We start from the raw sequence: 26,969 nt of genomic DNA, 5'->3' as shown, positions 1-26,969 counted from the left end.
ATCGGTCGGGCCGGTGGTGGCAAGGCGAAGCTGTGCGGGTTGGCGACGGTGGGCGCGCTGCAGGCTTTAGGGGGTCGGTGTTGGTGTGAGCTGATTGACCCGCTCACGCCATGCCAGAAGGGCGGCGCCCGCGATGATGATGCCGGCTCCCAAAAGCGAAACCCCGGTGGGCACGGTGCCGAAGACCGCAAGATCGTAGAGGGTCGCGAACACAAGGGTCAGGTAGGAGAACGGCGTCACGAAGCTTGCGTCGGCGCGGGCCATGGCGTTCACGAAACAGGCCTGCGCGGCGGCCATGGCGAAGCCGAGGGCGGCCAGGGCGACCCATTGCGAGGGCGTGGGGCTTTGCCAGACGGCAAGTACCGCGACGCTGATGATCGCAAGGCCGATGGTGTTGTTCAGAAGCAGGATCTGGAGCGGTCGCTCGCGGCCGGCAAGACGCTTGATGAAGGTCAACTCAAGTCCAAGCGCGAGGGCCGCACCCAGCGCCAGAAGCGCGCCAAGCTGCACGCTGCCAGCGCCGGGCCGGATCAGGATAAGCGCACCGGTGAAGGCGATGGCGGCGGCGAGCCAGCGCCATTTGCCAACCCGCTCGCCCAGAAGCGGTATCGCAAGGATCATGCCGAAGACCGGGTTGAGAAAGCTGATCGCCGTGGCATCGGCCAGCGGGATCGCGGCGGCGGCGGCAAACATCAGCGTCACGCCGGTCGCGCCGCACAGCGTCCGGCTCAGGTGCAGGCCCAGATTCGGGCGGGTCAGGTTCGGGCGGGTGATGGCGACGATGGTGACAATTGCAATCCAGGCAAACAGGAAGCGGCCAAACGTGACCTGCACGGGATGCAGGGGATCGCCCAAGGTATCCGTCCCGAGCGCCTTGGCCAAAAGCGTCGTCGCGGCGATGAACGCCGTGGCGCAGAGCATGAACGCCACCGCGCGCGCCTGCGACGGAAGGATGGGGGCGATGTCAGGCATTGGCGATCGTGGCACAGGGAGGGGGTCTCGGCACGGGAGAGGCGTACCCTGGGGGTGCCGCAATCGGGCCGCAGGCGCAAGCATTTCGCGCGGGGTCGGGTTCTGGTATCGTGTGGGCGACACCAGCAACAAAGGATCGCCGCCATGAAACGCATCGTGGTTCTGTGCGACGGGACCTGGAACCGTTCGGATGCCGCCAACCCGACCAATGTTGTGCGCCTTGCCCGCGCGCTCGCACCGGTGGGCGCGGATGGGGTCGTGCAGGTCCCGATCTACATCGAAGGGGTTGGCACCGGGCGCGGTGTGACGCGGTTGGCGCGGTGGTCGGACAAGGTTCTTGGCGGGGCGTTGGGTTGGGGCCTGATGGACAATGTCGTAGAGGCCTATCGCCACATCGTGTTCCTGCATGAGCCACAGGATGAGATCTACCTGTTCGGCTTTTCCCGCGGCGCGTTCACGGCGCGCTCATTGGCCGGGTTCATCCGCTCGACGGGGATCATCGACCGCGACCGCCTGTGGTTGCTGCCCGAAGCGGTTGCGCGCTATCGCAGGCGCGATGATCCGAAGACCCACCCCGATCACGTGGAGAGCTTTCACTTCCGGTCGCGGATGTCGCTGCGCGGTGTGACAAGTCCGAAGGAGGCCGAGCATCGCGCGGCGGAGAACATGCCGGAGGCGCCGCTGGTCAACATCGCCTACCTTGGTGTGTGGGATACGGTCGGGGCGTTGGGGGTGCCCAATCACCTGCTTGTGGCGCCGCTTTTGAACCGCAGGAAATACGCGTTCCACAACACGAAGCTGTCGCGGTTGGTGCATTCCGCGCGCCATGCGATTGCGCTCGATGAACGGCGCGCCAGTTTTGCGCCCACGCGCTGGACGCTTGCGGATGAAGTGCTGCCGTTCAGTGAGGGGCCCGACGCGCGCTATCAGGAGCGGTTTTTCCTTGGGGATCACGGCTCGGTCGGGGGCGGGGGGGATATCCTCGACCTGTCGAGCATCGCGTTGAATTGGATGATCGATGGCGCGCAGGCGGCGGGCCTGACCTTCGATCCGGTCGAGCGGCAGGCGGTTCAGCGGCAGATGAACCCGATGGGACCGCTTCACAATTTCTCCCAGCCGCGCAAGGGGTTGGGGAACTGGATCACGAACCTGCGCCCGGTGGACCGCACGGGGCCGGCGCGGATGGAGGAATTGCACGCTTCGGTGACGACGCGGTGGGCGGGCAAGACGACCAAATCCCGCTACCGCCCCGGGAGCCTCAAGCGGGTCGAGACGGAATTGGCCGCCGCCTTTGGGTCGCAGCGGCCGCGGGACGGCATGGACAGGGATTTCGCCTGAGCGTCAAAGACCGAGGCAGTGGCGCATGATCGCCTTTTGCGCATGCAGGCGGTTCTCGGCCTCGTCGAAGATCACCGATTGTGGGCCATCCATGACGGCATCGGTGACCTCTTCGTTGCGATGCGCGGGCAGGCAATGCATGAACAGCGCGTCCGATTGGGCGTGGCCCATCAACGCTTCGTTGACCTGATAGGGGCGGAGTTGGTTGTGGCGACGCTCGCGCGCGGTCTGGCTGTCATGCATCGACACCCAGGTGTCGGTGACGACAAGATCGGCGCCGTCGACGGCCTTGGCGGGGTCGCGCTCGATCTCGACGGAGACGCCTTTTGCACGAGCCTGGTCCAGGAAAACACGTTCGGGATCGAGCGTTTCGGGGCCGGAAAACGTCAGGTCGAAGCCAAACTGGCCTGCCGCATGGGCGAAAGAGGCGAACACGTTATTGCCATCGCCGCACCACACGACCTTCTTGCCACGGATCGGGCCACGGTGTTCCTCATAGGTCATCACATCGGCCATGATCTGGCAGGGATGGGTGCGGTTCGTCAGCCCGTTGATGACCGGCACGGTGGCGTGGTCGGCCATTTCCAGAAGGACTTCTTCCTCAAACGTGCGGATCATGATCAGGTCGACGTAGCGGCTCAGCACGCGGGCGGTGTCGGCGATGGTTTCGCCATGGCCGAGCTGCATCTCCGACCCGCTCAGGACCATGGTTTGCCCGCCCATCTGCCGCACCCCGAGGTCAAAGGACACGCGGGTGCGGGTGGAGGGTTTTTCGAAGATCAGCGCGACCATGTGCCCGGCGAGGGGTTGGTCCGCATCGAGCGTCCCTTTGGGCAGGCCCGCGCGGGCGGTTTTCATGTCGATCGCGTGGTCGATGATATGGCGTAGATCATCGGGGTCGGTCTTGTGGATATCGAGAAAATGGGTCATGGCGGGACGCTTTTGGCTGGGGGATTGAACGAGGGGCGCTGCCCCTCGCGCTCCCTGAGGTATTTGGAAAGCAAAGAGGGCGGGCTATTGCGCCGCAGCGCGCCCTTCCAAAGCGGTGGCGGCGGCGTCGAGGCGGGTGATACCTTCGGAGATCTCGTCTTCGGTGATTGTCAGAGCGGGCAGGACGCGCACCACGTTATCGCCAGCGGGAACGGTGAGCAGGTCGTTGTCGTAGCCCGCAGTCACGACGTCGAGGTTCGTGGCCTTGCATTTGAGGCCGAGCATGAGGCCCGTGCCGCGGACCTCTTCGAAGATGTCGGGATGGGCGGCAACGAGGCCTTCGAGTTTCTGGCGCAGGAAGCCGGCTTTGCGGTTCACGTAATCGAGAAAGCCATCGGATGTGATTTCATCCATCACCGTCGCGCCGACCGCGCAGCCCAAGGGATTGCCGCCATAGGTGGAGCCGTGGGTGCCCGGGGTCATGCCTTGGGCGGCCTCTTCGGTGGCCAGGAGCGCGCCGAGGGGGAAGCCGCCGCCGATGCCCTTGGCGACCATCATGATGTCGGGCGAGATACCCGCCCATTCGTGGGCGAAGAGTTTGCCGGTCCGGCCCATGCCGCATTGAATCTCATCAAGGATCAGCAAGAGGCCATGTTCGTCGCAGAGGTCGCGCAGGCCCTTGAGGCATTGATCGGGAAGCGGTCTGATACCGCTCTCGCCCTGGATGGGTTCGACGATGATGGCGCCGACATCCGCTTCGGCGGCGGCGGCGCGCAGGGCGTCGTGATCGCCGAAAGGCAGTTGCCGGAAACCTGGGGCGAGTGGGCCGAAGCCTTTGACAAGCTTTTCCTGACCCGCCGCAGAAATGGCGGCGATGGAGCGGCCGTGGAACGCGCCGTCGAAGGCGAGGATCGTGGTGCGCTCGGGCTGGCCTTTGGCGTCCCAGTATTTGCGCGCCATCTTGAAGGCCAACTCCGCGCTTTCGGTGCCGGAATTGCAGAAGAACACCGTGTCCGCGAACGTATGCTCGACCAGCCGTTCGGCCAGCGCGGTTTGTTGCGGGACGGTGTAGAGGTTGGAGGTGTGCCAGAGTTGGTCGGCCTGCGCCTTGAGGGTCTCGACGACTTTGGGATGCCCATGGCCGAGCGCCATCACCGCGATCCCGCTGGCGAAATCCAGGAAACGTCGGCCATCTGCCTCGATCATCCATGCCCCTTCGCCTTTGACGAAGGAGAGGTTGGCGCGGCTGTAGCTTGGCAGGACCGGCGAGATCATCTGTACGTCTCCATGGGTTGAAAGAAGGCGTCGGTTTGCACCGGGGCACTGCCCAAGTCAATTCAAGGATGGTGGTGGGGTCAAGTGAGCGCCATGATCAGGCAGGTGGTGGAGCCGGTGGCGTAAAGCTTGCCGGTGGCGGCGTCGCGGATCGTGCCTTCGGCGACGCCGGTGGTGCGGCCTGCGTGGCTGACGATGCCCTCGGCGAGGATTTCGGTGCCCACCGGGATCGCGGCTGTGATGTTCACCTTGTACTCCAGCGTTGTGTAGGCGGAGCCTTTGGGGACCTTGGTCATCACCGCGCAGGCCATGCAGCTGTCGAGCAGCGTGCCGTACCAGCCGCCGTGGACGGTGCCGATGGGGTTCATCGCCTTGAACGCAGGCGTTCCGCGGAAAATCACGCGGCCGTCTTCGACGGTGTCGAGGTGGTAGCCGAGGGTCTGGCCGATGGGGGGATGGGCGAGGGTGCCATTGAGAATGCCGCGCATGAAATCGAGGCCGGACATCGAGAGCATCTGATCGCGGGTGGGCAGGCCCTCGATATCGGCGGCGTAGTGGGGGGTGGGCATGGGCGGCTCCGGGCGGGTTTCTTGTGGGATGGAGGAGGCCACGGGCGCGCCTTGGGCGCAAGAGGGGCGGTGTGTGCGCGCGTGCTCACGGTTGATTATGGCGGATTTTGGAGGGTGATTTGAATGAAATCAATGGGTTAGATTTTCTGATATTTCTATGATTGTAGAAATGATTGTGGGCTTCGTGAAGTGCAAATTGTGCCCGTGTCTCAGGTTTTGACCTTGGCCCATGCGGCGACGGACACCGTATGGGGGGCGCTGCCCCCGGCGCCCGCGTCGCTCCGAAGGGGCGCCGACAAACAGGCGGCTCCCCCGAGGTTTTTCTGGCAAGATGAAAGGGGCGCGTTTGGCGAGGCGCGGCGCGGTCAGTAAGGGGCGGACACCACGCAGCGCAGTGTATTGGCGTTGTTTAGCAATTCTTCTCCCGCAAGCGCTTGGTAGAGCGGGTCACTGAGCATCAGCGACGTCAGCAGCAAGGGGTCTGTCCAGAGGTCAACGCCAACAACGGCAGAGGCGTTACAGACAATATCGTCATCCTTATTGCGCGTACGGCTAACCGAACCGAGATATGTGTCGTCTTCGTAACGAGGCTTATCGAAATTATTCGAATTGTCCGGATCAAAGGCTGCCTTTTGCTCGGTTAAATGGACGATGTAGTAGGATCCGCAGAACGGGTCTGTGTTTCCTTTCTTGGAGAGAGCAACGGGCAGAAGTGCAGAACCGCCGAGGTCGAAGCGCTCCATCACTTCAGCGACCCTCTGAGATACAACAAAATACTCCGCCGCAACAAAAGTGTCCGGCAGCGCCTTCAGAGCTTTGCCGGCTCGAGATGCACCGTCAGCAATCCACATACGGTCGGGCAAATCCGGGCGTGCAGCCATTTCGCCCCTGCGATAAATTTGAAGATGGCCAAGGTAAGCGTCCCAATCCGTCGCCATTTCGCAGGTGAACCCGATGACATGCTTCGGGTGTCGTGCATCAGAATGCCAGACATGGCCCATTGGGGTGATGTTCATCTTGGGTGCCTCCGTCTTTGGCGCGAGGGTGACGCGACGGGGGCTTTGGATCAAGCCGGGTTTTGGTGTGCGAACGGCCGGTTGGGGCGGTGTCACGCCACCTCGGCCAGCGCGACCTTTGGCGCAACCCCTAGCGCCGCGCAGACGTCGCGGGTGAGGTCTGGTTTGTTGAGGGTGTAGAAGTGGAGGTGTTCAACACCGCCATCTTGCAATTCAGAGCAAAGCTCGGTGCAGAGTGCGGTGGACAGAAGTTCTTCGCGGTCGTCGCGGGTGGCGGCGTCGAAGGCGTGGTCGAGCCAGCCGGGGATATATGCGCCGCAGCGGGTGGCGAAGCGGCGGGTGTTTGACCAGTTTTCAATGGGCAGGATGCCGGGAATGATTGGGGCGGTGATACCGGCCTTGGCGCAGGCGTCGCGGAAGCGGAAGAAGGTCTCGGCCTCGAAAAAGAACTGCGTGATGGCGGAGGTCGCGCCCGCGTCGATCTTGCGCTTCAGGTGGTCCACGCAATCGGCCATGGAGGCCGCTTCGGGATGCGGATCGGGGTAGGCGCCGACGCGGATGTCGAATTTGCCGGTATTGGCGAGCGCTTCGACCAGTTCGACCGAGGAGGTGAAGCCGTCGGCATGGGGCGTGAAGGTGGCCGCGCCCTTGGGCGGGTCACCGCGCAGGGCGACGATTTGGGTGACCCCGGCGGCGGCGTATTGATCGGCGATCTCAAGCGTTTCTGCCCGCGTCGCGTCCACGCAGGTCAGGTGAGCGGCGACGGGCACGCCGAAATTGGCGTGGATCGTGGTCACGGCCTCATGGGTGAGTTTGCGGGTCGTGCCGCCCGCGCCATAGGTGACGGAGACAAATTCCGGCCCAAGCGGCGCAAGGGTGCCGAGCGTGTCCCACAGGCGAAACGAGGCCTCCAACGATTTGGGAGGGAAGAATTCGAACGATATGCGAGGGGCGGTGGCCATGGCGATTGGGGTCCTTGATCTGTCGCGGACAGGTGTCGCATAGAGGGGGTATGATACAAAATTCATAACTTTCATCATCAATATGAGCTTCCTATGCATATCGAGTTCCGCCACCTGCGCACGATCAAGGCGATCTATGAGGAGGGTGGTTTGGCCAAGGCGGCCGATAGCCTGCACATCACGCAGAGCGCTTTGAGTCATCAGATCAAGGGGTTGGAGGATCAGGCGGGGGTGGAATTGTTCATCCGGCGGTCCAAGCCGATGCGCTTGTCGCCTGCGGGGATGAAGATGCTGCGCCTTGCCGAAGAGGTTCTGCCGAGGGTCGCGGCGTTGGAAGAGGATTTCACCGGGCTGCGTGCGGGCAAGGCGGGGCGGCTGCATATCGCGATCGAGTGCCACGCCTGTTTCGATTGGTTGTTGCCGGTGTTGGAGGCGTTCCGCAAGACCTGGGCGGATGTGGATGTGGACATTCGGCCGGGGCTGCAATTCGAGGCCTTGCCTGCGTTGGTGCGGCAGGATGTGGATCTGGTTGTGTCGAGTGACCCGGAGGATCTGGCGGGTGTCGATTTCACGCCGCTTTTCGATTACGAGCCGGTGTTTGTCTGTGCGGCGGATCATCCGTTGGCCGCGAAGGATTTCGTCGAGGCAGCGGATTTCGTGGATCAGACCTTGATCACCTATCCGGTGGAGCGGGCGCGTCTGGATGTGTTCAGCCAGTTGCTGAACCCGGCGGGGGTGGAGCCCAAGGCGGTGCGGCAGGTGGAATTGTCGGCGGTGATCCTTCTTCTGGTGGCGTCGGGGCGCGGGGTGGCGGTGTTGCCCGATTGGGTGGTGCGCGATGTGGGAGGGTCGCAGAGCATCGTGACGAAGCCGTTGACAAAGGACGGGGTGACGCGGCGGCTTTATGGGGCGAGCCGGTCGGAGGATACGGGCAAGCCGTTCATGAGCCATGTGTTGAAGTTATGCCGGACAGAGCCTTTGAAGTTGCAGAGGCGCGGATGACACATCCGTTTCTGGATTTTCCCGGGCCTGTCGGGTTCGCGCATCGGGGTGGTGCGATGGAGGCGGAAGAGAACACGGCGGAGGCCTTTGCCTATGCGGTGGGCCTGGGGTTTCGCCATATCGAGACGGATGTCCATCTGAGCCGGGATGGCGTGGTGGTGGTGCACCATGACGATGATTTCAAGCGTATGTTTGGCGAACCGCGTAGGGTGGCGGATATGGATTGGTCCGAGATCGCGGGCCTGCGCACGGCGAAGGGAGCGGCGGTGCCCCGGCTGGATGCGGTATTAGAGGCTTTTCCGGAGACCTGTTTCAACATCGAATTGAAGGCGCATGCAGTGGCAGGGCCATTGGCGGAGGTGATCGGACGGACGGGTGCGTTGGACCGGGTCTGCGTCGGCGCGTTTGATCCCAAGAACACGGCGGCGATCCGGGGGATTTTGGGGGACGGGTTATGCTGGTCGCCGGCCCATGCGGGAGTGGCGCGGCTCTGGTCGGCGGGCTGGGGCGTGCCGGTGGGGCGTTTACCGTATCAGGTGGTGCAGGTGCCGGTCGCGTTCCGCGGAATCCCGGTGGTGACGCGGCGCGTGGTGCGTGCGGCGCACAAGCGCGGCGTGAAGGTGCAGGTCTGGACCGTCGATGATCGCGCGGAGATGGAGCGATTGCTGGATCTGGGCGTGGACGGGATCATGAGCGACAGGCCATCGGTGTTGCGCGATGTTTTGCGCGCGCGGGGCGCTTGGCATTCCTGATCCCGCCCACTATACGCGCGGCCTGATGGACCGACACGCCGCGGGTGCGCGGACGTTTTTGAAAGAGTGGGACGCATGCAGGGCTCAGCCAACCTCAACGTGATGATCAAGGCCGCGCGTCTGGCGTCGCGGAGCCTCTTGAAGGACTTCCGCGAGGTGGAGCAGTTGCAGGTTTCGGCCAAGGGGCCGGGCGACTTCGTGAGCCGTGCGGACCGCGCCGCCGAAGAGATCATCCGCGAAGAGTTGATGGCTGCGCGGCCGAATTACGGCTTTCTGGGCGAGGAGGGCGGCGAAATCGCGGGCAAGGACCCGACGCGGCGCTGGATCGTGGACCCGCTCGACGGGACGACCAATTTCCTCCATGCGATGCCGCATTGGGGGATTTCCATCGCGCTGGAGCACAAGGGCGAGATCGTCGCGGCGGTGGTCTATGACGCGCCGAAGGACGAAATGTTCTATTCCGAAAAGGGCGCGGGCGCTTGGTTGAACGACAGCCAGCGCTTGCGGGTTTCGGCGCGCTCGAAGCTGTCGGAGGCGGTTTTCGGCGTCGGGCTGCCGCCCGATGGGGGCAAGTACCTTCCGGCGATGTTGCGCGATTTGGGAAAGCTGATGCCGATGTGTTCGGGTATGCGGCGCAACGGGGCGGCGTCGCTTGATCTGTGCTGGGTCGCGGCGGGGCGGTTCGAGGGGTATTGGGAGTATAATCTCAAGCCGTGGGACATTGCCGCGGGGATCTTGATTGCGCGCGAGGCGGGGGCCTTTGTGGAGCCGATCCGCGAGGATCAGGACTTGTTGGCCGATGGGCATTTGATTGCCGGGTCAGAGCCGATGTTCGGTCCGTTTTCCAAAGTGATCCGCGCGCGCGACTGAGCGAGGGCTGTGAGTGAGAGCGGGTGCGGAGATGGGAGCGGGCCGGATCGCCGCGCAATCCGTGCAGTGCCCCGCATTTTCCGCGCGCATATGCGGCAAACCTTGGGGTCCTTTTCAAGGGGGCGGCGAGGTGTCCTGCCGGATTTCACGACGACATCCCGACGCCAGGCGCGGCAGTGCGGTGGGTAGAGAGATCAAGGCGTTTCGAGACTGACCTAAGCCGTCAACTTTTCACGGAACGCGCGCACCAGCCAACCATCGCGGTCGCTTCGATATGATCTGCTGACGCAGGTTCGGCCCGAAACGCTTTAGCGTGCGTAGCCGCGGTCGTAGATGATTTGTTGCGCGATGCCCGCGATGGCGAGGTAGATTGAGCTCAGCATCACCACAATTGTGAGCGCGGGATTTGGGGCAAAGCCGCTCCAGGCTGCATAGGCGATGGCCACGATCCAGACGATCGAGATCGGCAGTGACAGCGCGCGCCAGCGGGCGGTGCGTACGGGATGGACGAATTTCAGGTTCAGGAATTGCGCCGCCGATAGGACCACGACCAGCGCCAGGATCACCCACCAGGGCGGCTCGATCACCAACATCGCCAGCGCCACCATGTTCCAGCATCCCGGGAAGCCGCGGAAGCTTTTGTCGGACGTCTTCATGCGGGTGTCGGCGAAATAAAGCGAGGAGGCGAAGGGGATCAGCAACACCACGATCCAGCCGGACCAGCCCGGCATGAGCCCCGAGGCGTAGAGCGCGTAGGCCGGGATCATCACGTAGGTCAGGAAGTCGATGATCAGATCGAGCAGCACGCCGTCGATCACGGGTGCATGGGTTGTGACATCGTAGCGGCGCGCCAGCGGACCGTCGATACCATCGACGATGAAGGCCACGGTCAGCCAGATGGTCATCATGGCCCAATCCTGTTGCGCGGCCTCCAGCAGGGCCAGCATCGCAAGCGAGGCGCCTGCAGCGGTGAAGAGATGGACGGAGTAAGCTCGGAAACGCATTGGGACGGGATGCATGGTTAATGCGGCATTTGCAACAGCTGCGCTTTGGGAGGACGTACGCGCTCGGGTAAATTGGGCGGGATCATTGGGGGCGCTGCCCCCGTCGCCCGGAACCGGCAGCGCGCAGCTGGCGGTGGCAGGCAATGGGCGCCTCCCCCGAGGTATTTTTGACCAATGGAAGATGGGGGCGGTCGATCAGGCCTTGGGGTGGGCGGCGTTGTAGACCTCCATCAGGCGGGCGGTGTCCACGGCGGTGTAGGCCTGGGTGGTGGAGAGGGAGGCGTGGCCGAGCAGTTCCTGGATCGCGCGCAGGTCGCCGCCGGCATCGAGCAAGTGGGTGGCGAAGGAGTGGCGCATCGCGTGCGGCGTGGCGGACGCCGGCAGGCCGAGTTGTGCGCGGGTTTGTTCCATCACCTTGGCCACCGCGCGCGGGCCGAGCGGGCCGCCGCGGATCGCGCGAAAGAGCGGCGTGCCGGGGGCGAGGTCATGGGGGCACAGCCCGGCGTAGCGACCGGTCGCGGATTGCGCGACGGGCAGGACGGGGACTTCGCGCTCCTTGCTGCCCTTACCGGTGATGCGCAGGATTTGCGGCAGGGGGAGGGTGTCGGTGGTGAGGCTCAGGGCCTCGGAGATGCGCAGGCCGCAGCCGTAGAGAAGCGTGACGACGGCCATGTCGCGGGCCTGCACCCAGTCGCGGTCGTCTTGCGCTGCGAGACCGTCGATCATCGCGCGCGCACCGGTTTCGGACAACGGGCGGGGCAGGCGACGGGTGTGTTTCGGCGCGCGCATCGACAGGACAGCGGTGGCATCGAAGCCGTCGCGCTCGGCCCACCAGGTGTAGAACGCTTTGACGGCCGAGAGGCGGCGCGCGAGCGAGCGCGGCCCGACATCGCGGGCGCGTTGGCTGGCCATCCAGGCACGCAGATCGCGGGTGGTCAGGCCGCGTAGCTCGGCGGGGCCGGGCGCGCCGCCGAGATGGGCCGATTGGAAGGTGAGGAAGTCGGTCACGTCGGCGGAATAGGCGGTCAGCGTCGCCTCGGCCCGCCCGCGCACGCCGCGCAGGTGGGTCAACCAGCCCTCCAGCAGGTCGCGGATGGCCGGTGTGATCGCGAGGCTCATCGGCCTAGTCCAGCCACCCGCGCATCAGGCGTTCAAACACGCCCGCAAAGAAGGTCAGCAGGTCTGTGCCCTGGCTGGGTCGGAATTGATGCGGGTCCTCCGCGCCCATGACCAGAAGGCCCGGCAGCCGCCCTTCGCCCAGATCGAGGGTCAGGCAGGCCTCGGAATGAATCCAGCGGCTGGCCTCGCCGTAGATACGCTCGGAATTGCCGCCGACCTGGCGCAACGTGACCTGCCGTTGGGGCACATCGCGCCCGCCGGTGACGTATTCCTTGACGAAGCCGGGGGCCACGACGGTCAGAACATCTTCGAGCTTTTGCACCTTGGGGGCCTCGGTCTGCGTGGCTTCCGTGCTTTCGAGCACCAGCCGCACGCGGTCGACCCGGAGGATCCCCGCTACGTCGGTGCCGAGCATGGTCAGGAATTCGGTGAATTCCTTCGCGTCGAGCAGGCGGGTGATCGAGCGGTGCACCTGGTTTGTGCCGGCGAGGTTTTCGTAGGCGGCCGCGATCACCGAGCGGTGGGTGTCTTCGAGCCGGTCGAGGCGGTTTTGCAGCCGTTCCATCGCGATGCCGCGCATGTCGACGATGTTGCCGCCCATCTGCCGGTCATTGGCGGCAATCAGCGCGCGCATCAGGTCGCGGTCTTCCAGAATCAATTCCGGGTCTGCCAGCGCGCGGTCACGCCAATCGTCATGGGGAAAGAGCGGGGCGTCGGCCTCGGTGTTGCTCATGGATACTGCCTCAAGTCTTCTTGTTTGTTGGCAGTGGCATACCACGCGCAGGCTTGCGCGGGCCAGATTTTTTCGGTCGGCCCGCGAAGTTCATGGGGTGTGTTGCGCTTACACGATGGACTGCCCGGTCTTGGCCCAATCGGCCATGAACGCGTCGAGGCCCTTGTCGGTAAGCACGTGGTTGGCCATGGCCTTGATGACATTGGGCGGTGCCGTGGCGACGTCCGCGCCGATCAACGCGGCCTCTTTCATGTGGTTTGCGGAGCGGATCGAGGCTGTGAGGATTTCTGTGGAGAAATCATAGTTATCGTAAATCTGGCGGATCTCGGCGATCAGATCCATGCCGTCGATGTTGAGATCATCCAAGCGGCCCACAAAGGGCGAGATGAACGTGGCGCCGGCCTTGGCGGCCAGCAGTGCCTGGTTGGCAGAGAAGCACAGCGTCACGTTGACCATCCGGCCTTCGCCCGAGAGCACTTTGCAGGCCTGTAGCCCGGCCCATGTCAGCGGCACCTTGATGGTGATGTTGTCGGCGATCTTGGCCAGCTCGCGCCCTTCGGTGATCATGCCGTCGGCATCAAGGGCGACGGTCTCGGCCGAGACCGGACCGGGGACCATATCGCAGATCTCCTTGGTGACTTCCTTGATGTCGCGACCCGATTTCATGATCAGCGAGGGGTTCGTGGTCACGCCATCGACCATCCCCAATTCGTGCAGTTCACGGATCGCATCGACGTCGGCGGTATCCACAAAGAATTTCATTTGGCCGGTTCCTTTCGGGGGCAGGGTGTGATGGTTTAACGGTCTTCTATCGCATGGGGCGACGGGCCGGAAGGCATGCCTGACACAATGGACGCGCATTTCGACGAAGGCGATCTGGTCGGGGTTCTGACGGCGGAACCCATCGACCGCGTGCTTGACTACAAGGCCCCCGCGGGGGGGTGTTGGTTGGGCGCGTTTGTCGAGGTGCCCTTGGGGCCGCGCAAGGTTCTGGGCGTGGTCTGGGGCCAGGGGCGCGGCGATTGGGACATCGCCAAGGTGCGGTCGGTGAACCGGGTGCTGGACGTGGCTCCGATGCGCGCCGAGATGCGGGCGTTTCTGGAAAAAGCGGGGGCCTATACGCTGACGCCGATGAGCCTGATGCTGCGGCTGGCCACGCGCGCGCCGGGGCTGAGCGATCCGCCGTCGATGCGCAAGGTCTACCGGTTGGGGCAGGGCTCGCCAGACCGCATGACACCGGCCCGCCAAAGGGTCATCGACACGTTGGTGGAATACGGCGGGCTTGGTTTCACGTTGAAGGAATTGAGCGAGTTGGCCGGTGTGACCTCTTCGGTGGTGAAAGGGCTGGCCAAGCAGGGCGTTGTGGAGGAGGCCGACACGCCGCGCGATGCGCCTTATCTGCCGCTTGATCCGAACCTGCCGGGCAAGGATTTGACCGAGGATCAGGCGTCTGCGGCACAGGCATTGCGCGACGGATTGAAGGCGCGGCGCTATGGAACGGTTCTGCTGAAGGGGGTGACAGGGTCGGGCAAGACGGAGGTGTACCTGGAGGCGGTCGCGGAATGCCTGCGGCAGGGGCGGCAGGCCTTGGTGCTGTTGCCAGAGATTGCGCTGACCTCCGAATTCCTGACGCGGGTGAAGGCGCGGTTCGGGGCGGAGCCTGCGGAATGGCATTCCGGTGTAACGATGACAGAGCGGCGGCGGTGTTGGCGCATGGTCGGGCAAGGCGAAGCGCAGCTTGTCGTCGGGGCGCGATCCGCGTTGTTTCTGCCGTATCGGGATTTGGGGCTGGTCGTTGTCGATGAGGAACACGACACCTCTTACAAGCAGGACGAGGGGGCCTCGTACAACGCCCGCGACATGACGGTTCTGCGCGCGTCCCTGAACGACGCGCAGGTGGTTCTGGCCTCGGCCACGCCGTCTTTGGAATCCTGGGCCAATGCGACGGCGGGTAAGTACACGCGGCTTGATTTGACCAGTCGGTTCGGACCGCAGGACCTGCCGGAGATGGCTGCGATTGACATGCGGGCGGAGGATTTACCGGGGTCGTCGTGGATCTCGCCGTCGCTGGCCAGCGCAGTGGGGCAGCGGTTGCAGGACGGCGAACAGGCGCTTTTGTTCCTGAACCGGCGGGGGTTTGCGCCGGTGACGCTGTGCCGGGCCTGCGGCGAGATGGTCGGGTGTGATCATTGCGACGCGCGGATGGTCGAACACCGGTTTCAAAAGCGCCTGATCTGCCATCAATGCGGCGAGACGAAGCCTGTGCCCGAGGCCTGCCCATCGTGCGAAGTTGAGGGGAAGATGGCTGCTGTTGGCCCGGGCGTGGAGCGCATCGCCGAAGAAGCGGAGGCGCTGTTTCCCGATGCGAAGATGGCGATTTTGTCGTCGGACCTGTTCGGGTCGGCACGAGCGTTGAAACAACAGATCGAAGAGCTGGCCCATGGCGATACGGACCTGATTATCGGGACGCAATTGGTGGCGAAGGGGCATAACTTTCCCCGTCTGACGCTGGTGGGGGTCGTAGACGCGGATCTGGGCCTTCAGGGCAGCGATTTGCGCGCGGCAGAGCGGACGTTTCAACTGATGCGGCAAGTCGCGGGGCGTGCCGGGCGGGCCGAGAAGCCGGGGCAGGCGTTGTTGCAGACGTTTCAGCCCGAGCATCCGGTGATCCGGGCGATCTTGAGCGGCGACGAGGAAGGGTTCTGGCGGACCGAGGCAGCCGAGCGCGAGGCGGCGGGGATGCCGCCTTACGGGCGATTGGCCGGGATCATCATCTCGTCGACGGAAGCGGCGGCGGCGTTCGATCTGGGCACGCATCTTGCGCGCAACGACGGGCCGATCCGGGACGCGGGCGGGATCGTCTATGGCCCGGCGCCAGCGCCGATTGCCCGGGTGCGGGGACGGCATCGGGTGCGGCTTTTGGTGAAGGCGCCCAAGGGTGTGGCGTTGCAACCGGCGATAAGCCGTTGGACTCAGGGGCTGAAATTGCCGGGGCATTTGCGGTTGGCGGTGGATATCGACCCGCAGAGCTTCTTCTGAGAATCGGTTTCCCAAACGGACCCCGCGCGCTAGAACCCTGCGGAACTATTCACAGGACGCGCCATGACCGCCCCCATCCGCCCCCAGCCCGGCATACTTGATATCGCGCTCTACCAGGGTGGGGCGTCGAAGATTGACGGCCATGACGATCCGCTGAAGCTGAGCTCGAACGAGAACCCATTTGGCCCGTCGCCTGCGGCGGTGGAGGCAATGGGACGGGCGCTGACCGACAGCCACCGGTATCCGTCGACGGATCACGGGCCGCTCCGCGCGGCGATTTCTGAGGTCTACGGCCTGGATTGCGAGCGCGTGATCTGCGGCGTTGGGTCAGACGAGGTGATCCATTTCCTGTGCCAGGCCTATGCCGGGCCGGGCGATGAGGTGCTTTATACGGAGCATGGGTTCGGGATGTACCGGATCAGCGCATTGGCCGCTGGTGCGCGCGCGGTGCAGGTGCCCGAGGCCGAGCGGCGTGTCGATCTGGATGCGTTGATCGGTGGCCTGTCGGAGCGCACGCGGCTCGTCTTCATCGCAAACCCGGCGAACCCGACAGCGACGATGTTGCAGAGCGGTGCAGTGGAACGTTTGGCCGATGCCCTGCCGGATCAATGCCTGCTGGTGCTGGACGGGGCCTATGCTGAGTTTGCGGACGGGTATGACGGCGGCAGGGCGCTTGTGGATAAGCGCAACAACGTGGTGATGACGCGTACGTTTTCCAAAGCTTACGGGCTTGGTGGTCTACGGGTCGGGTACGGGTACGGCCCGGGCCATGTGATCGATACGCTCAACCGTATTCGCGGACCGTTCAACCTGTCGGGCTTGGCCTTGGCGGGGGCGGAGGCTGCGGTGCGGGACCGTGATTGGGTTGCGATGTGTATACGTGTAAATACCGATGAGCGCGCGCGGTTGACCGGAGGTCTGCGGCAGCTTGGGATTGACTGCGACGACAGTTTTGCAAATTTCGTATTGGCACGGTTTGCGGATGAGGCAGAGGCTGATGCGGCTGATGCTTATCTCAAATCGCAGGGCGTCATCGTGCGTGCACCGAAGAGCTATGGCCTCCCGCATTGCCTACGGATCACGGTCGGGCGGCCCGAGGACAATGACCGTGTGTTGGCGGCGCTGGCGTCCTTTAAGGGGGCGGAATGAGTGTGATTTACCAACGTGTTGCGTTGATCGGGCTCGGGTTGATTGCGGGGTCCATGGCTCATGCCATGCGGCGCAGAGGCGACCTGGTGGGGGAGATCGTGGGCACCGCGCGATCAAGCGAAACGCGTGACATCGCGCGTGACATCGGCCTGTGCGACCGCATCGTGGACAGTGCGGCCGAGGCGGTTTCGGGCGCCGATCTTGTGGTGCTTGCCGTGCCCGTCGGCGCGATGGCAGCGGTCGCCGCCGAGATCGCACCGCACCTGGAGGCCGGCGCAACGGTCACGGATGTGGGATCGGTCAAACGCGAGGTGGTGGAAGCGATTGGCCCGCATCTTCCGGACAACGTCCACTTCGTTCCGGGCCATCCGTTGGCGGGCACCGAGCATTCGGGACCCCGGTCGGGCTTCGCAGAGCTGTTCGACAATCGCTACACGCTGCTGACGCCAGTCGAGGGCACGCCCCCCGAGGCGACCGATCGGTTGAAAAACCTGTGGACAGGCTGTGGAGCGATTGTGGAGGAGATGGACCCTGATCACCATGATCTGGTTCTTGCCGTCACGTCGCATACGCCGCACTTGATCGCCTACACGATGGTGGGGGTCGCGGATGATTTGCGCCGGGTCACCGACAGCGAGGTCATCAAATACTCCGCCGCGGGGTTTCGCGATTTCACGCGGATTGCGGCCAGTGATCCGACCATGTGGCGCGACGTTTTCCTGTCCAACAAAGAGGCGACGCTTGAGATCCTCGGGCGTTTCACGGAGGAACTCTTTGCCCTTCAACGTGCGATCCGGACGGGCGACGGGGATCATCTGCACGCCTATTTCACCCGGACGCGCGGCATTCGTCGCGGCATCATCGAGGCGGGTCAGGACACGGACGCGCCGAATTTTGGCCGGGGCGGTGTTACGAAGGAGCCGGTGGAATGATCTGGCGGGTCGCGGTCCTGGCGCTGGGTGTGACGCTTGCGACGCAGGTGTCGGCGCAGAGCGCGGATGGTGCGGATGCCTCTGCAACGGTGCAGGCACCGGCGGCGTCGCTACGGCCGATGGCACGGCCCGGAGGTTCACCTGTTCCTCCGCCCGAAGTTGCGGCGAGTGCCGCTGAGGACCCGCCCCAAAGCGCTCCCGTGGTTGCGGCCCAACCGCAAAATACAAGCGAGCAGCCCGGCATCCTGGGCAACCTGTTCCGCCCGCGCGCCGGGGCTTCGGCGCCGACGGTGGTGGGCGGCGGTGGATCGGCCTTGGCCGTGATCCGTTCGTTGCGGCCGAGCCTGCGGCCCGAGGGCCTTGAGGGGCGCGTGAGATCGGCCGCGACACGCAACACGCCGGGCACTGTCACGCGGCCCGGTCAAAGCAGTGGCTCGCTTTGCGGTGTGGTTGGGCTGCAAGGCGATGTGCTTGAGCCGATCACGGGTCGGATCAGCGGCTGCGGGATCCAGAATGCGGTGCGCCTGCGGGTGGTGCACGGGGTGCAATTGACCCAACCCGCGACGATCAATTGCACAACCGCGCAATCGGTCAGTCAATGGGTGCTCGACGCGGACGAGGTCATCGGCAACACCGGCGGCGGCATTGCGAACCTGCGGGTCGTGGCCAGCTACGCCTGCCGGACCCGCAATTCGCAGCGCGGCGCGCGCCTGTCGGAGCATTCGACCGGCAATGCGATTGATATCGCCGGGATTGGCTTGCAAAATGGCAATGAATTGAGCGTGTTAAACGATTGGCGTAGCGGCAATTCCGGGATCATGCGCAACCTGCACGAGGCCGCTTGCGGGACATTCGGAACGGTCCTTGGACCCGAATCCGACCGGTTTCACCAGGATCACTTCCACTTCGACGTGGCGTCGTATCGTTCGGGCGCCTACTGCCGTTAACGGATGCGCAGGGACGGCGCGGGGCCGATCGGCAGGGGGCCGATGAACGCGCGCCCGTTTGAGAAGTTGAGCGTCGCGTCGATGTTTTCTGCGCTGCCGTTCATGCCTGCGAGCACTTCCAGCATGGCTTCGGCGGTGGGGCGGATGCGCTCCGGCAAAAGCCCTGCATTCGTGGCAAGATCGACCATGGCGCGCCAGTTCTCGGCCCGGACCGCAAGCGCGCCTTCAGGCACGCCGCCCGCCGTCACGTCGAGGGTGCCGGTGGCGCGAAACAGCATGTCGCCCCAATTCGCGCTGATCTGCTCGATCTCAAGCTGTGTGGGTTGCGGGCGGGCGACCTCGATGGCGGCCATATCCCATGGGGCGTCGAAACGGGCGCGGATCGCGAGCCCGAATTGCGCGATCAGCTCCGGCAGAACGCCCGCTGGATCGAGCGTGTTGCGCACGGCCTGCGGCGGGTCAAGGTCGACGGCGGTCAGGACAATATCGTAGCGGTTCGTGTCCCCGGCCATATCGGCAATGCTCAGGTCGGCTGACGCCAAGGCAAGGGTCCAGCCGAGTGAAGAGGACACCGAAAGCTCCGTCAGCGCCCCGTCGAGCCCATCGAGCGCGAAATTCGAGGTCGGACGCAGGTCGAGATCGGCAAACATCTCGGTGCTGGTCAGGGTCAGACGTTCTGCCGGAGAGGCGAGAATCTGCGCGTCGGGGAAGGTGGCCGTGATCCGGTCGAGGCGGTGCACCTCCTGCGCCAATTGGAAGCGCGGCGTGGACCAGGCCAGCCCGGTTTCGGGATCGGCCAGTTGCAGATCCGTGAAATCGGTCTCGAACGTAAGCGGAAAGCCTTCGACGCTGACATCAGCGACGTTCACAACCCAGCCTTCGATCTGCCGATCATCCAGCCAGCGGGTCGCTGCCGTTTGCATGGTCATGGCGGCCACGGCCCAGGCTATACCGCCAAGCCCGGCAAGCACGACAATCAGGATCAAAAGGCGCTTCATCACTCTCCCCCTTGGCGCATCTATCCCCTATACCGACGGGGCACGACAAGGACCTTTCCATGACTTCACCGCTTTGGGTTTTCGGCTATGGCTCGCTTTTGTGGAATCCGGGCTTTCCGGTGGCCGAAACGCGGATTGCGCGTCTGCATGGCTGGCACCGTTCGTTTTGCATGACCTCCATCCATCATCGCGGGACCGAGGCCGATCCGGGGCTGGTCCTGGCGTTGGATGAAGCGCCGGGCGCGTTTTGCGACGGGTTGGCCTTGCGGGCCGAGGCAGGCACGGAAGACGCGACATTGGCCTATTTGCGCGAGCGGGAGTTGATTTCGTCGGCCTATCTGGAAACCCGGTTGGAGGTCGAATTTCGCGGCGGCGCGCGGCAATCGGATGTCCTCGCCTATGTGATCGACCGCAGCCACGAGCAATATTGTCAGCATTCGTTGGACACCCAGGCGCGGATCATCGCGGGTGCCCATGGCGGGCGTGGGCCGAACGACGAATACCTCTACAACACCGCCGCACATCTGGACGAATTGGGGATCGGGGATGATGACCTCGATACGCTTGTGATGCAGGTGCGCGGATTGCGACAGACGGGTTAAGGCTTTTGTTGGCGAAACCGTTCGACACGGTGTAAGGTTTCGCCAGACACGACCAAAGAGCGATTTGAAACGCCATGGCGAGCAGCAGAGAGGGCGCAGGGGCGCCTCGGTTCACACGTCCGACCCAGCAGATTGTGCTGATGGTGATCATCCTTGCGCTGGTGGTCGCAGGCGGCGTGGTGGTCTGGCCAAGTGTGGAGCCGGTGTTCCTTTCGGCGCCGTTCCTGAACGGGACCATCGGCATCGTGTTCATCGTCGGTGTCTTCGCGACGTTCTTTCAGGTGATCCAACTCTTCTCATCGGTGGCCTGGATCGAGCAATTGGCTGGCGGGGCCGCTGCGACAACGGGGGAAAAACCGCCCCGATTGCTGGCGACGATGACCGGTGTGGCGCGGATGCGCGGCAACCGCATGCAGGTGACGCCTGCGTCGGCGAAATCGGTGCTGGATTCCGTCGGCGCGCGGATGGAAGAAAGCCGTGATATCACGCGATACATCGCCAACCTTCTGATTTTTCTGGGCCTTTTGGGAACATTCTTTGGCTTGGCCACGACGGTTCCGGCGGTCGTCGAGACGATCCGGTCGCTCCAGCCGACCGATGGCGAGGAAGGGTTGGCTGTTTTTGGTCGGTTGATGGACGGCCTTGAAGATCAGTTGGGCGGCATGGGTACGGCGTTTGCCTCATCGCTTCTGGGCCTGGCGGGATCGCTAGTGGTGGGGCTGTTGGAGCTTTACGCGGGCCATGGGCAGAACCGCTTCTACCGCGAATTGGAGGAATGGCTGGCGTCGATCACGCGTGTGTCGTTCTCGTCGGCTGAGGGCGACGGGGCCGTCGACAAGGCTGCGATCGCCACGGTTCTGGACCATATGGTCGACCAAATGGACACGCTGCAATCGCTTTTTGCACAATCCGAGACGCGGCGCACCGCGACCGAGCGGCGCCTGTTGGACCTTTCGCAATCCATCGAAGGTTTGACCCAACGTCTTGGCTCCGACCCCGGGCAATCCGCCGTGACCGAACGCCTGGTTGCGGCGCAGGACCGGTTGTCGGCTTCGTTGGATGGGCTGGCGACGGAAAACGGGTTGGACGATGAAAGCCGCAATCGGCTCCGGTCGATTGACGTGCAATTGTTCAAGCTATCTGAGGCGATGGGTGCGAGCCGCGATGCCGAAGTTATGGGGCTGCGTGGTGACATTGCGAACCTGACCCATGCGCTTGAGGCGCTGACACAAGCCGCCCGCGCGCCGGTTCAAGCCCGGTCGCGTCGTCAGGCGCAGGGCGAGTAGCCATGGCCTTTCATCGGGGCGCACGCCAAGGCATGTCGGGCACGATCTGGCCCGGGTTCGTCGATGCGATCACGGCCCTTTTGATGGTGATGATATTCGTTTTGTCGATCTTCATGATCATGCAATTCGTCCTCTCCGAAGAAATCAGCTCGCAAGATGATGAGTTGGACGCGTTGACCGCGCAGGTGAATCAATTGGCCGAGGCGTTGGGGCTGGAAGAGGCCCGGGCCGGCGATTTGGAAAGCCGCGTGGCGACCCTGACCGGATCCCTGTCGGCGGCGGAAGCGGCGGCCGAAGCGCAAGAGGCGGTCATCGCGTCATTGACCGCCGAGCGCGCCGCGCAGGCCGCGCGGATCGTAGCGTTCGAAGAACAGGTCGCGGGCTTGTTGGCACAGAACACGGACCTGTCGGCGGGGCTGAGCGAGGCCGAGGCCGCGTTGACCGAGGCGCTGTCGGAAACCGAGGCGTTGAACCTTGCGCTGGCCAGCGCGCGTGCCGAAATCGACGCAACCGCGGAAGCGGCCCGATTGGCCGCGGCCCGGCGTGAGGCGTTGGAGGCCTTGATCGCCGACCTTGAAGCACAGGCGGCACAAAGCGATGCGTCACTCGCGGATGCCATGGCAGCTTTGGCACGTGGAGAGACCCGCACTGAGGCGCTTGCAGCACAGTTGCAAGACGCGGAAACCGACCTGTCCGAAGCGGAAGCGGCCCGGTTGGCGGAGCAGGCGGCGGCGGCGGCTTTGCGCGACCGGTTGAGCGGTTTGGAGACCGAATTGTCCGAAGAGGAGGCCGCGCGTCTGGCGGAGGCGGCGGCGGCGGAGGCCTTGCGTCAAAGGCTGCAGGATGCCGATGCAGAGCTTACGGCGATGACGCTTGCGCTTGAGGAGCAGCGCCAGCGGGCGGAGGATACGCTTACTCTTTTGGCGGCGGCTGAGGCGGCGCGCGAGGATCTGACGTCGCGATTGGGGAATGTGACTGCGGAGGCGTCGGATGTGTCGGACGAGCTTGCGACATTGGAGGCGCAACTGGTTGCGGCCTTGGCGGCGCAACAAGCGACAGACACGGAATTGGCGGAGGCACTGAGCGAGGCGGAGGCGCGCGCGGTTCTGTTGGCGCAAGCGAACCGGGAGTTGGACGCAGCGCAAAGCGCGTCGGCCGAAAGCGCGCGGCAAGTGGCACTGTTGAACGAACAGGTTGCCGCGTTGCGCGCACAGCTGGGGTCGCTGGAAACGCTTTTGGATCAAGCGGATGAGCGGGACGTGGAGGCGCAGGTGCAGATCTCGTCGCTTGGCTCGCGGCTCAACACCGCCTTGGCTCAACTGGCGGCGGAAGAGCGCGCAAACGCGGTGCTTGAGGCGGCTGAGGCGGAGCGGTTGGCGGCGGAGGCGCAGGAATTGGAGCGGTATCGGTCGGAGTTTTTCGGGCGGCTGCGCGAGCTTTTGGAGGGGCGCGAGGGGGTTCGGATTGATGGGGACCGGTTCGTGTTCTCGTCAGAGGTGCTGTTCGAAGTGGGCTCGGCCGATCTTGCCGCCGAAGGCCTCCAGCAAATTCAAGGCGTCGCAGATCTCTTGCTGGAGGTGGCGGACGAAATTCCGGCGGAGATTGACTGGATTATCCGGGTCGATGGCCACACGGATGACCAACAGATCCGGCCAGGTGGCGCATTTTCCAATAATTGGGAGCTGAGCCAGGCGCGGGCCTTGTCGGTTGTGCTCTATATGTCTGAAAACCTTGGGATTCCGCCGTCACGGCTGGCGGCGACGGGGTTTGGTGAACACCGTCCGATTGCGTCAAACGCCACAGCGGAAGGGCAGGCGTCGAACCGGCGGATCGAGTTGAAACTGACCGAACGGTGAGCGCCGGGATGCGTTCCGGCGAATGCATTTGCGTTCCATTGGACAGTTAATGCGCGAAAAACATGTCCAGATGAACGGGGTTTGGGGTGGGATGCTCACGCGCGGGATCTGCGTTCAGGGGAGCGGATCTGCGGTCATGTGAGCGGAGGTTTCACCGCCGCGGGGATCGGCAAAGGAAAAGGGGCCAGTGCATCTTACACCGGCCCCTTCTTTCTGGCTCTGGTCCGTTTGGTTCAGTCGGCCGTGAGAAGTGGCGGCTTTTTCTTTGATGACAGGCGCGGGCTTCCCGGCTCTTCGATGCGCAGTTCGATTTCGCCATCCTTGACGCCAACCTTGACGTTACCGCCTTTGGCCAGCTTGCCGAAGAGAAGCTCTTCCGCCAAGGGCTTCTTGATGTGTTCCTGGATCACGCGGCCGAGCGGGCGGGCGCCCATGCGGTCGTCGTAGCCCTTGTCGGCCAGCCATTCCGCGGCGGGCTTGGTGAGCTCGATGGTGACGTTGCGGTCCATCAATTGCGCCTCAAGCTGAAGCACGAACTTCTCGACAACTTGCAGGATCACATCCTTGGGCAGCGCGCCGAAGGAGATGACGGCATCGAGGCGATTGCGGAACTCTGGTGTGAACGTCCGCTCGATGGCTGCGGTATCCTCGCCCTCGCGCCGGTCGCGACCGAAGCCGATGGCCGCCTTGGCCTGCTCTGCAGCGCCTGCGTTGGAGGTCATGATCAGGACCACGTTGCGGAAATCGACGGAGCGCCCGTTGTGATCGGTCAGCGTGCCGTGATCCATGACCTGCAACAGGATATTGAAGACATCGGGGTGCGCTTTCTCGATTTCGTCGAGCAACAAAACGCAATGCGGATGCTGGTCGACGCCATCGGTCAGAAGACCGCCCTGATCAAAGCCGACATAGCCCGGAGGCGCGCCGATGAGACGGGAGACAGCGTGTTTTTCCATGTATTCCGACATGTCGAACCGCATCAATTCAACACCGAGCGTATCGGCCAATTGCTTGGCTACCTCGGTCTTACCCACACCGGTCGGACCGGCGAAGAGGTAATTGCCGATGGGCTTCTCGGGTTCCCGCAGGCCCGCACGGGCCAGCTTGATGGCCGACGACAACGCTTCGATGGCCTTGTCCTGCCCGAAAACGACCCGCTTGAGCGACACTTCGAGGTCCTTGAGAACCTCGGCATCATCCTTGGACACGTTCTTGGGCGGGATGCGGGCGATCTTGGCCACGACATCTTCGATTTCCTTGGTGCCGATGGTCTTGCGCCGCTTGGATTCGGCGACAAGGTGTTGCGCCGCGCCTGCCTCGTCGATCACGTCGATGGCCTTGTCGGGCAGCTTGCGATCGTTGATGTATCGGCTGGACAGCTCCACCGCGGTCTTGATCGCATCGGCGGTGTATTTAACGGAGTGATGATCCTCGAAATAGGGCTTCAGGCCGCGCAGGATTTTCACGGCATCTTCCACCGAAGGCTCGGTCACGTCGATTTTCTGGAACCGGCGCGACAGCGCACGGTCCTTTTCGAAATGCTGACGATACTCCTTGTAGGTGGTGGACCCCATACAGCGCAGGCCGCCGCCCTGAAGCGCGGGCTTGAGCAGGTTGGAGGCATCCATCGCGCCGCCCGACGTGGCACCGGCCCCGATAACGGTGTGGATTTCGTCGATGAAAAGAACGGCATCGGGATGGTCTTCAAGTTCCTTGACCACGGCTTTGAGGCGTTCTTCGAAATCGCCGCGATAGCGGGTTCCGGCCAGAAGCGCGCCCATGTCGAGCGAATAGATCGTGGCGCCAAGCAGCACCTCGGGCGTTTCGCCTTCGACGATCTTCTTGGCGAGGCCTTCCGCGATGGCAGTTTTGCCCACGCCGGGATCGCCCACCAGAAGCGGGTTGTTCTTGCGGCGGCGGCAGAGCACCTGAATGCAGCGTTCAACCTCGTGGCTGCGCCCGATCAGGGGATCAACGTCGCCCTTGGTCGCCTTGGCGTTGAGGTCGACGCAATATTTGGCGAGCGCGGATTCCTTGGCGTCGCCGTCGGCGTCGCCGCCCTGGACCGCCTGCGCGTCTTCTTCTTCATCTTCGGCCCCGGAGACCGGGCGGGCTTCGCCATAGGACGGGTCCTTGGCCACGCCATGGGCGATAAAGTTGACCGCGTCGTAGCGGGTCATGTCCTGCTCCTGCAGGAAGTAGGCGGCGTTGGACTCGCGTTCGGCGAAGATCGCGACGAGCACGTTTGCGCCGGTCACTTCGGTACGCCCGGAGGATTGAACGTGGATCGCGGCGCGTTGAATCACGCGCTGGAACGCCGCGGTGGGCACCGCTTCGGACCCTTCGACATCGGTTTCCAGGGTCGAAAGATCATCGTCGATGAACTTCACAAGCGTTTCGCGAAGGATTTCGACGTCGACCGAGCAGGCCTTCATGACCTTCTGCGCGTCGGGTTCGTCGATCAGGGCAAGCAGCAAGTGTTCCAGCGTCGCAAGCTCGTGACGACGAGCGTTGGCGTTGGCCAGGGCCGCATGGATGGCCTGTTCCAGTGTGGTCGAAAAAGATGGCACGTTGCGTGCTCCTTTCGTCTGCATCGAGGGGGCGCAAGCCACCTCTCGATCGTGGCCTCATATGATTAAGTTTTGCTTTCCGCGCGGAGGTTTCAAGAAAAAACGCATCAACGGTCCGTGTTCTGGGTCGCAAGATGCTGAGATTAAAAGGTTAATCCGGCGTAAGGTCTTGGGGTTGCACGATTTTCCAGCAAGATGCTGCAAAGGTAATCAAAACGCGTCTTTTCGGGATCGGATCTCGGCAAAGACGCGGGCGGGGGCTGCACCGGCCATCCCGAGGGAGGCGGCGACGCCGGGATCGGTTGCGCGGAGGAACGGATTGGTGGCCAATTCCTGGGCGAGGCTGGAGGGCACGGTCGGTGCGCCCGCGGAGCGGGCTGCGGTGATCGTGTCTATGCGAGAGATAAGGTTTTGATTGTCGGGTTCAATGGTCACGGCGAAGCGCGCATTCGCGGCGGTGTATTCATGGCCGGAATAGATCATGGTCTCGGGCGGCAGGGCGGCGAGCTTCTGCAGGCTTTGCCACATCTGATCCGGTGTGCCTTCGAAGAGCCGTCCGCAGCCAAGCGCCATGAGGCTGTCGGCGGTGAAAGCGGCCCCGGCGGTGGGGGCGACGAAGGCGAGGTGGTTGTCGCAATGGCCCGAAACATCGAGGACCTGCACCGCGATGTCGCCGATCTGGAACGTGTCGCCTTCGGCCAAAGGGTGATCGAGCGGGGGCAGGCGGGCGGCATCCGCGCCGCAGCCGTAGATATGCGCGCCTGTGGCACCCTTCAGTGCATCGACGCCCTGGATGTGGTCCCAATGGTGGTGGGTGATCAGAATTTGGCTGAGGCTCCAGCCGCGGGCGTCCAGCTCGGCGAGGATCGGCGCATGATCGGGCACGTCGACGCAGGCGGTGGCCCCGGTGCCGGGATCGTGGAGCAGGAAGGCGTAGTTGTCGGACAAGCAGGCAATGGTGATGATCTGCGGTTCGGTCATGGTAATCGCGCCCCGGTTGGTTATCTTCCGAGAAAGCCTGCGCTATGGCGCGGCGGGGTTCAAACGG

The 26,969-nt window shown here is 63.8% G+C and carries 24 protein-coding genes; 11 read left to right on the top strand and 13 right to left on the bottom strand.

Features of this window, described 5'->3' with window-relative positions:
• Positions 1 to 66: 66 nt before the first annotated feature.
• On the bottom strand, positions 67 to 972 hold the full coding sequence (locus V8J83_RS18405; RefSeq protein ID WP_339987959.1) for a DMT family transporter: 906 nt from the start codon (positions 970 to 972) through the stop codon (positions 67 to 69).
• A 144-nt stretch (positions 973 to 1,116) separates the two neighbouring features.
• Here V8J83_RS18405 and V8J83_RS18400 point away from each other — a divergent pair, with 144 nt between their 5' ends.
• The gene (locus tag V8J83_RS18400; protein WP_339987958.1) at positions 1,117 to 2,310 is read left to right on the top strand and encodes a T6SS phospholipase effector Tle1-like catalytic domain-containing protein; all 1,194 of its coding nucleotides are present in this window, start codon (positions 1,117 to 1,119) and stop codon (positions 2,308 to 2,310) included.
• A gap of 3 nt (positions 2,311 to 2,313) precedes the next feature.
• Here the strand turns inward: V8J83_RS18400 and argF are convergent, their stop codons facing one another.
• From argF to metF, 5 genes are all read right to left on the bottom strand, one after another.
• Positions 2,314 to 3,240 carry an ornithine carbamoyltransferase gene (argF, locus tag V8J83_RS18395; RefSeq protein ID WP_339987957.1) on the bottom strand — a complete coding sequence of 309 codons (927 nt, stop codon included), beginning with the start codon at positions 3,238 to 3,240 and terminating at the stop codon, positions 2,314 to 2,316.
• Positions 3,241 to 3,324: 84 nt separating this feature from the next.
• On the bottom strand, positions 3,325 to 4,515 hold the full coding sequence (locus tag V8J83_RS18390) for an aspartate aminotransferase family protein (RefSeq protein ID WP_339987956.1): 1,191 nt from the start codon (positions 4,513 to 4,515) through the stop codon (positions 3,325 to 3,327).
• A gap of 80 nt (positions 4,516 to 4,595) precedes the next feature.
• Positions 4,596 to 5,084: a PaaI family thioesterase gene (locus V8J83_RS18385; protein ID WP_339987955.1), complete on the bottom strand. Its 489-nt coding sequence runs from the start codon at positions 5,082 to 5,084 to the stop codon at positions 4,596 to 4,598.
• Positions 5,085 to 5,449: 365 nt separating this feature from the next.
• Positions 5,450 to 6,100 (bottom strand): imm11 family protein, encoded by a 651-nt coding sequence (locus V8J83_RS18380; protein ID WP_339987954.1) that lies wholly within the window; start codon positions 6,098 to 6,100, stop codon positions 5,450 to 5,452.
• A 92-nt stretch (positions 6,101 to 6,192) separates the two neighbouring features.
• Positions 6,193 to 7,062: a methylenetetrahydrofolate reductase [NAD(P)H] gene (gene metF / locus V8J83_RS18375; RefSeq protein WP_339987953.1), complete on the bottom strand. Its 870-nt coding sequence runs from the start codon at positions 7,060 to 7,062 to the stop codon at positions 6,193 to 6,195.
• 93 nt (positions 7,063 to 7,155) lie between these two features.
• On the opposite strand from metF, the gene V8J83_RS18370 reads away from it, so the two are divergent.
• From V8J83_RS18370 to V8J83_RS18360, 3 genes are all read left to right on the top strand, one after another.
• The gene (locus tag V8J83_RS18370) at positions 7,156 to 8,064 is read left to right on the top strand and encodes a LysR family transcriptional regulator (protein ID WP_339987952.1); all 909 of its coding nucleotides are present in this window, start codon (positions 7,156 to 7,158) and stop codon (positions 8,062 to 8,064) included.
• Entirely contained in the window at positions 8,061 to 8,816 is a 756-nt protein-coding gene (locus V8J83_RS18365; protein WP_339987951.1) for a glycerophosphodiester phosphodiesterase family protein, read from the top strand. The genes V8J83_RS18370 and V8J83_RS18365 overlap by 4 nt, the downstream gene beginning before the upstream one ends.
• A 75-nt stretch (positions 8,817 to 8,891) precedes the next feature.
• Positions 8,892 to 9,686 carry an inositol monophosphatase family protein gene (locus V8J83_RS18360; protein ID WP_339987950.1) on the top strand — a complete coding sequence of 265 codons (795 nt, stop codon included), beginning with the start codon at positions 8,892 to 8,894 and terminating at the stop codon, positions 9,684 to 9,686.
• 308 nt (positions 9,687 to 9,994) lie between these two features.
• On the opposite strand, the gene V8J83_RS18355 is transcribed toward V8J83_RS18360, so the two are convergent.
• The 4 genes from V8J83_RS18355 to fsa form a co-directional block, all read right to left on the bottom strand.
• On the bottom strand, positions 9,995 to 10,690 hold the full coding sequence (locus V8J83_RS18355; RefSeq protein ID WP_339987949.1) for a CDP-alcohol phosphatidyltransferase family protein: 696 nt from the start codon (positions 10,688 to 10,690) through the stop codon (positions 9,995 to 9,997).
• A gap of 195 nt (positions 10,691 to 10,885) precedes the next feature.
• Positions 10,886 to 11,809: a tyrosine recombinase XerC gene (locus V8J83_RS18350; protein WP_339987948.1), complete on the bottom strand. Its 924-nt coding sequence runs from the start codon at positions 11,807 to 11,809 to the stop codon at positions 10,886 to 10,888.
• Between the two features lie 4 nt (positions 11,810 to 11,813).
• Complete coding sequence (locus tag V8J83_RS18345; protein WP_339987947.1) at positions 11,814 to 12,542, bottom strand: DUF484 family protein; 729 nt, start codon at positions 12,540 to 12,542, stop codon at positions 11,814 to 11,816.
• A 108-nt stretch (positions 12,543 to 12,650) separates the two neighbouring features.
• On the bottom strand, positions 12,651 to 13,304 hold the full coding sequence (gene fsa / locus V8J83_RS18340; RefSeq protein ID WP_339987946.1) for a fructose-6-phosphate aldolase: 654 nt from the start codon (positions 13,302 to 13,304) through the stop codon (positions 12,651 to 12,653).
• 87 nt (positions 13,305 to 13,391) lie between these two features.
• On the opposite strand from fsa, the gene V8J83_RS18335 reads away from it, so the two are divergent.
• The 4 genes from V8J83_RS18335 to V8J83_RS18320 all read left to right on the top strand — a co-directional run bounded on the left by V8J83_RS18335 (position 13,392) and on the right by V8J83_RS18320 (position 18,609).
• Complete coding sequence (locus tag V8J83_RS18335) at positions 13,392 to 15,581, top strand: primosomal protein N' (protein ID WP_339988034.1); 2,190 nt, start codon at positions 13,392 to 13,394, stop codon at positions 15,579 to 15,581.
• 63 nt (positions 15,582 to 15,644) lie between these two features.
• Positions 15,645 to 16,730: a histidinol-phosphate transaminase gene (hisC, locus tag V8J83_RS18330; protein ID WP_339987945.1), complete on the top strand. Its 1,086-nt coding sequence runs from the start codon at positions 15,645 to 15,647 to the stop codon at positions 16,728 to 16,730.
• Positions 16,727 to 17,662 carry a prephenate/arogenate dehydrogenase family protein gene (locus V8J83_RS18325; protein ID WP_339987944.1) on the top strand — a complete coding sequence of 312 codons (936 nt, stop codon included), beginning with the start codon at positions 16,727 to 16,729 and terminating at the stop codon, positions 17,660 to 17,662. The genes hisC and V8J83_RS18325 overlap by 4 nt, the downstream gene beginning before the upstream one ends.
• A complete protein-coding gene (locus V8J83_RS18320; protein WP_339987943.1) occupies positions 17,659 to 18,609 on the top strand; it encodes an extensin-like domain-containing protein in 951 nt (316 codons plus the stop codon). The genes V8J83_RS18325 and V8J83_RS18320 overlap by 4 nt, the downstream gene beginning before the upstream one ends.
• Here the strand turns inward: V8J83_RS18320 and V8J83_RS18315 are convergent.
• Complete coding sequence (locus V8J83_RS18315; protein ID WP_339987942.1) at positions 18,606 to 19,607, bottom strand: DUF2125 domain-containing protein; 1,002 nt, start codon at positions 19,605 to 19,607, stop codon at positions 18,606 to 18,608. The genes V8J83_RS18320 and V8J83_RS18315 overlap by 4 nt on opposite strands.
• Before the next feature lie 59 nt (positions 19,608 to 19,666).
• Here V8J83_RS18315 and V8J83_RS18310 point away from each other — a divergent pair, with 59 nt between their 5' ends.
• The 3 genes from V8J83_RS18310 to V8J83_RS18300 all read left to right on the top strand — a co-directional run bounded on the left by V8J83_RS18310 (position 19,667) and on the right by V8J83_RS18300 (position 23,351).
• On the top strand, positions 19,667 to 20,209 hold the full coding sequence (locus V8J83_RS18310; RefSeq protein WP_339987941.1) for a gamma-glutamylcyclotransferase: 543 nt from the start codon (positions 19,667 to 19,669) through the stop codon (positions 20,207 to 20,209).
• A gap of 74 nt (positions 20,210 to 20,283) precedes the next feature.
• Positions 20,284 to 21,495 (top strand): biopolymer transporter ExbB, encoded by a 1,212-nt coding sequence (locus V8J83_RS18305; protein WP_339987940.1) that lies wholly within the window; start codon positions 20,284 to 20,286, stop codon positions 21,493 to 21,495.
• A gap of 2 nt (positions 21,496 to 21,497) precedes the next feature.
• Positions 21,498 to 23,351: a peptidoglycan -binding protein gene (locus V8J83_RS18300; protein WP_339987939.1), complete on the top strand. Its 1,854-nt coding sequence runs from the start codon at positions 21,498 to 21,500 to the stop codon at positions 23,349 to 23,351.
• Positions 23,352 to 23,584: 233 nt separating this feature from the next.
• Here the strand turns inward: V8J83_RS18300 and clpA are convergent, their stop codons facing one another.
• Together clpA and gloB are read right to left on the bottom strand one after the other, a co-directional pair.
• On the bottom strand, positions 23,585 to 25,921 hold the full coding sequence (gene clpA, locus V8J83_RS18295) for an ATP-dependent Clp protease ATP-binding subunit ClpA (protein ID WP_339987938.1): 2,337 nt from the start codon (positions 25,919 to 25,921) through the stop codon (positions 23,585 to 23,587).
• A 210-nt stretch (positions 25,922 to 26,131) separates the two neighbouring features.
• Positions 26,132 to 26,902: a hydroxyacylglutathione hydrolase gene (gene gloB / locus V8J83_RS18290; protein ID WP_339987937.1), complete on the bottom strand. Its 771-nt coding sequence runs from the start codon at positions 26,900 to 26,902 to the stop codon at positions 26,132 to 26,134.
• Positions 26,903 to 26,969: the final 67 nt, after the last annotated feature.

Origin of the sequence: Gymnodinialimonas ulvae (assembly GCF_037543845.1) — a bacterium.
In the GTDB taxonomy this organism is placed as follows: Bacteria; Pseudomonadota; Alphaproteobacteria; order Rhodobacterales; family Rhodobacteraceae; genus Gymnodinialimonas; species Gymnodinialimonas ulvae.
Note: the sequence above shows the minus strand (reverse complement) of the source record. Positions and strands in the feature narration are given on the sequence as shown.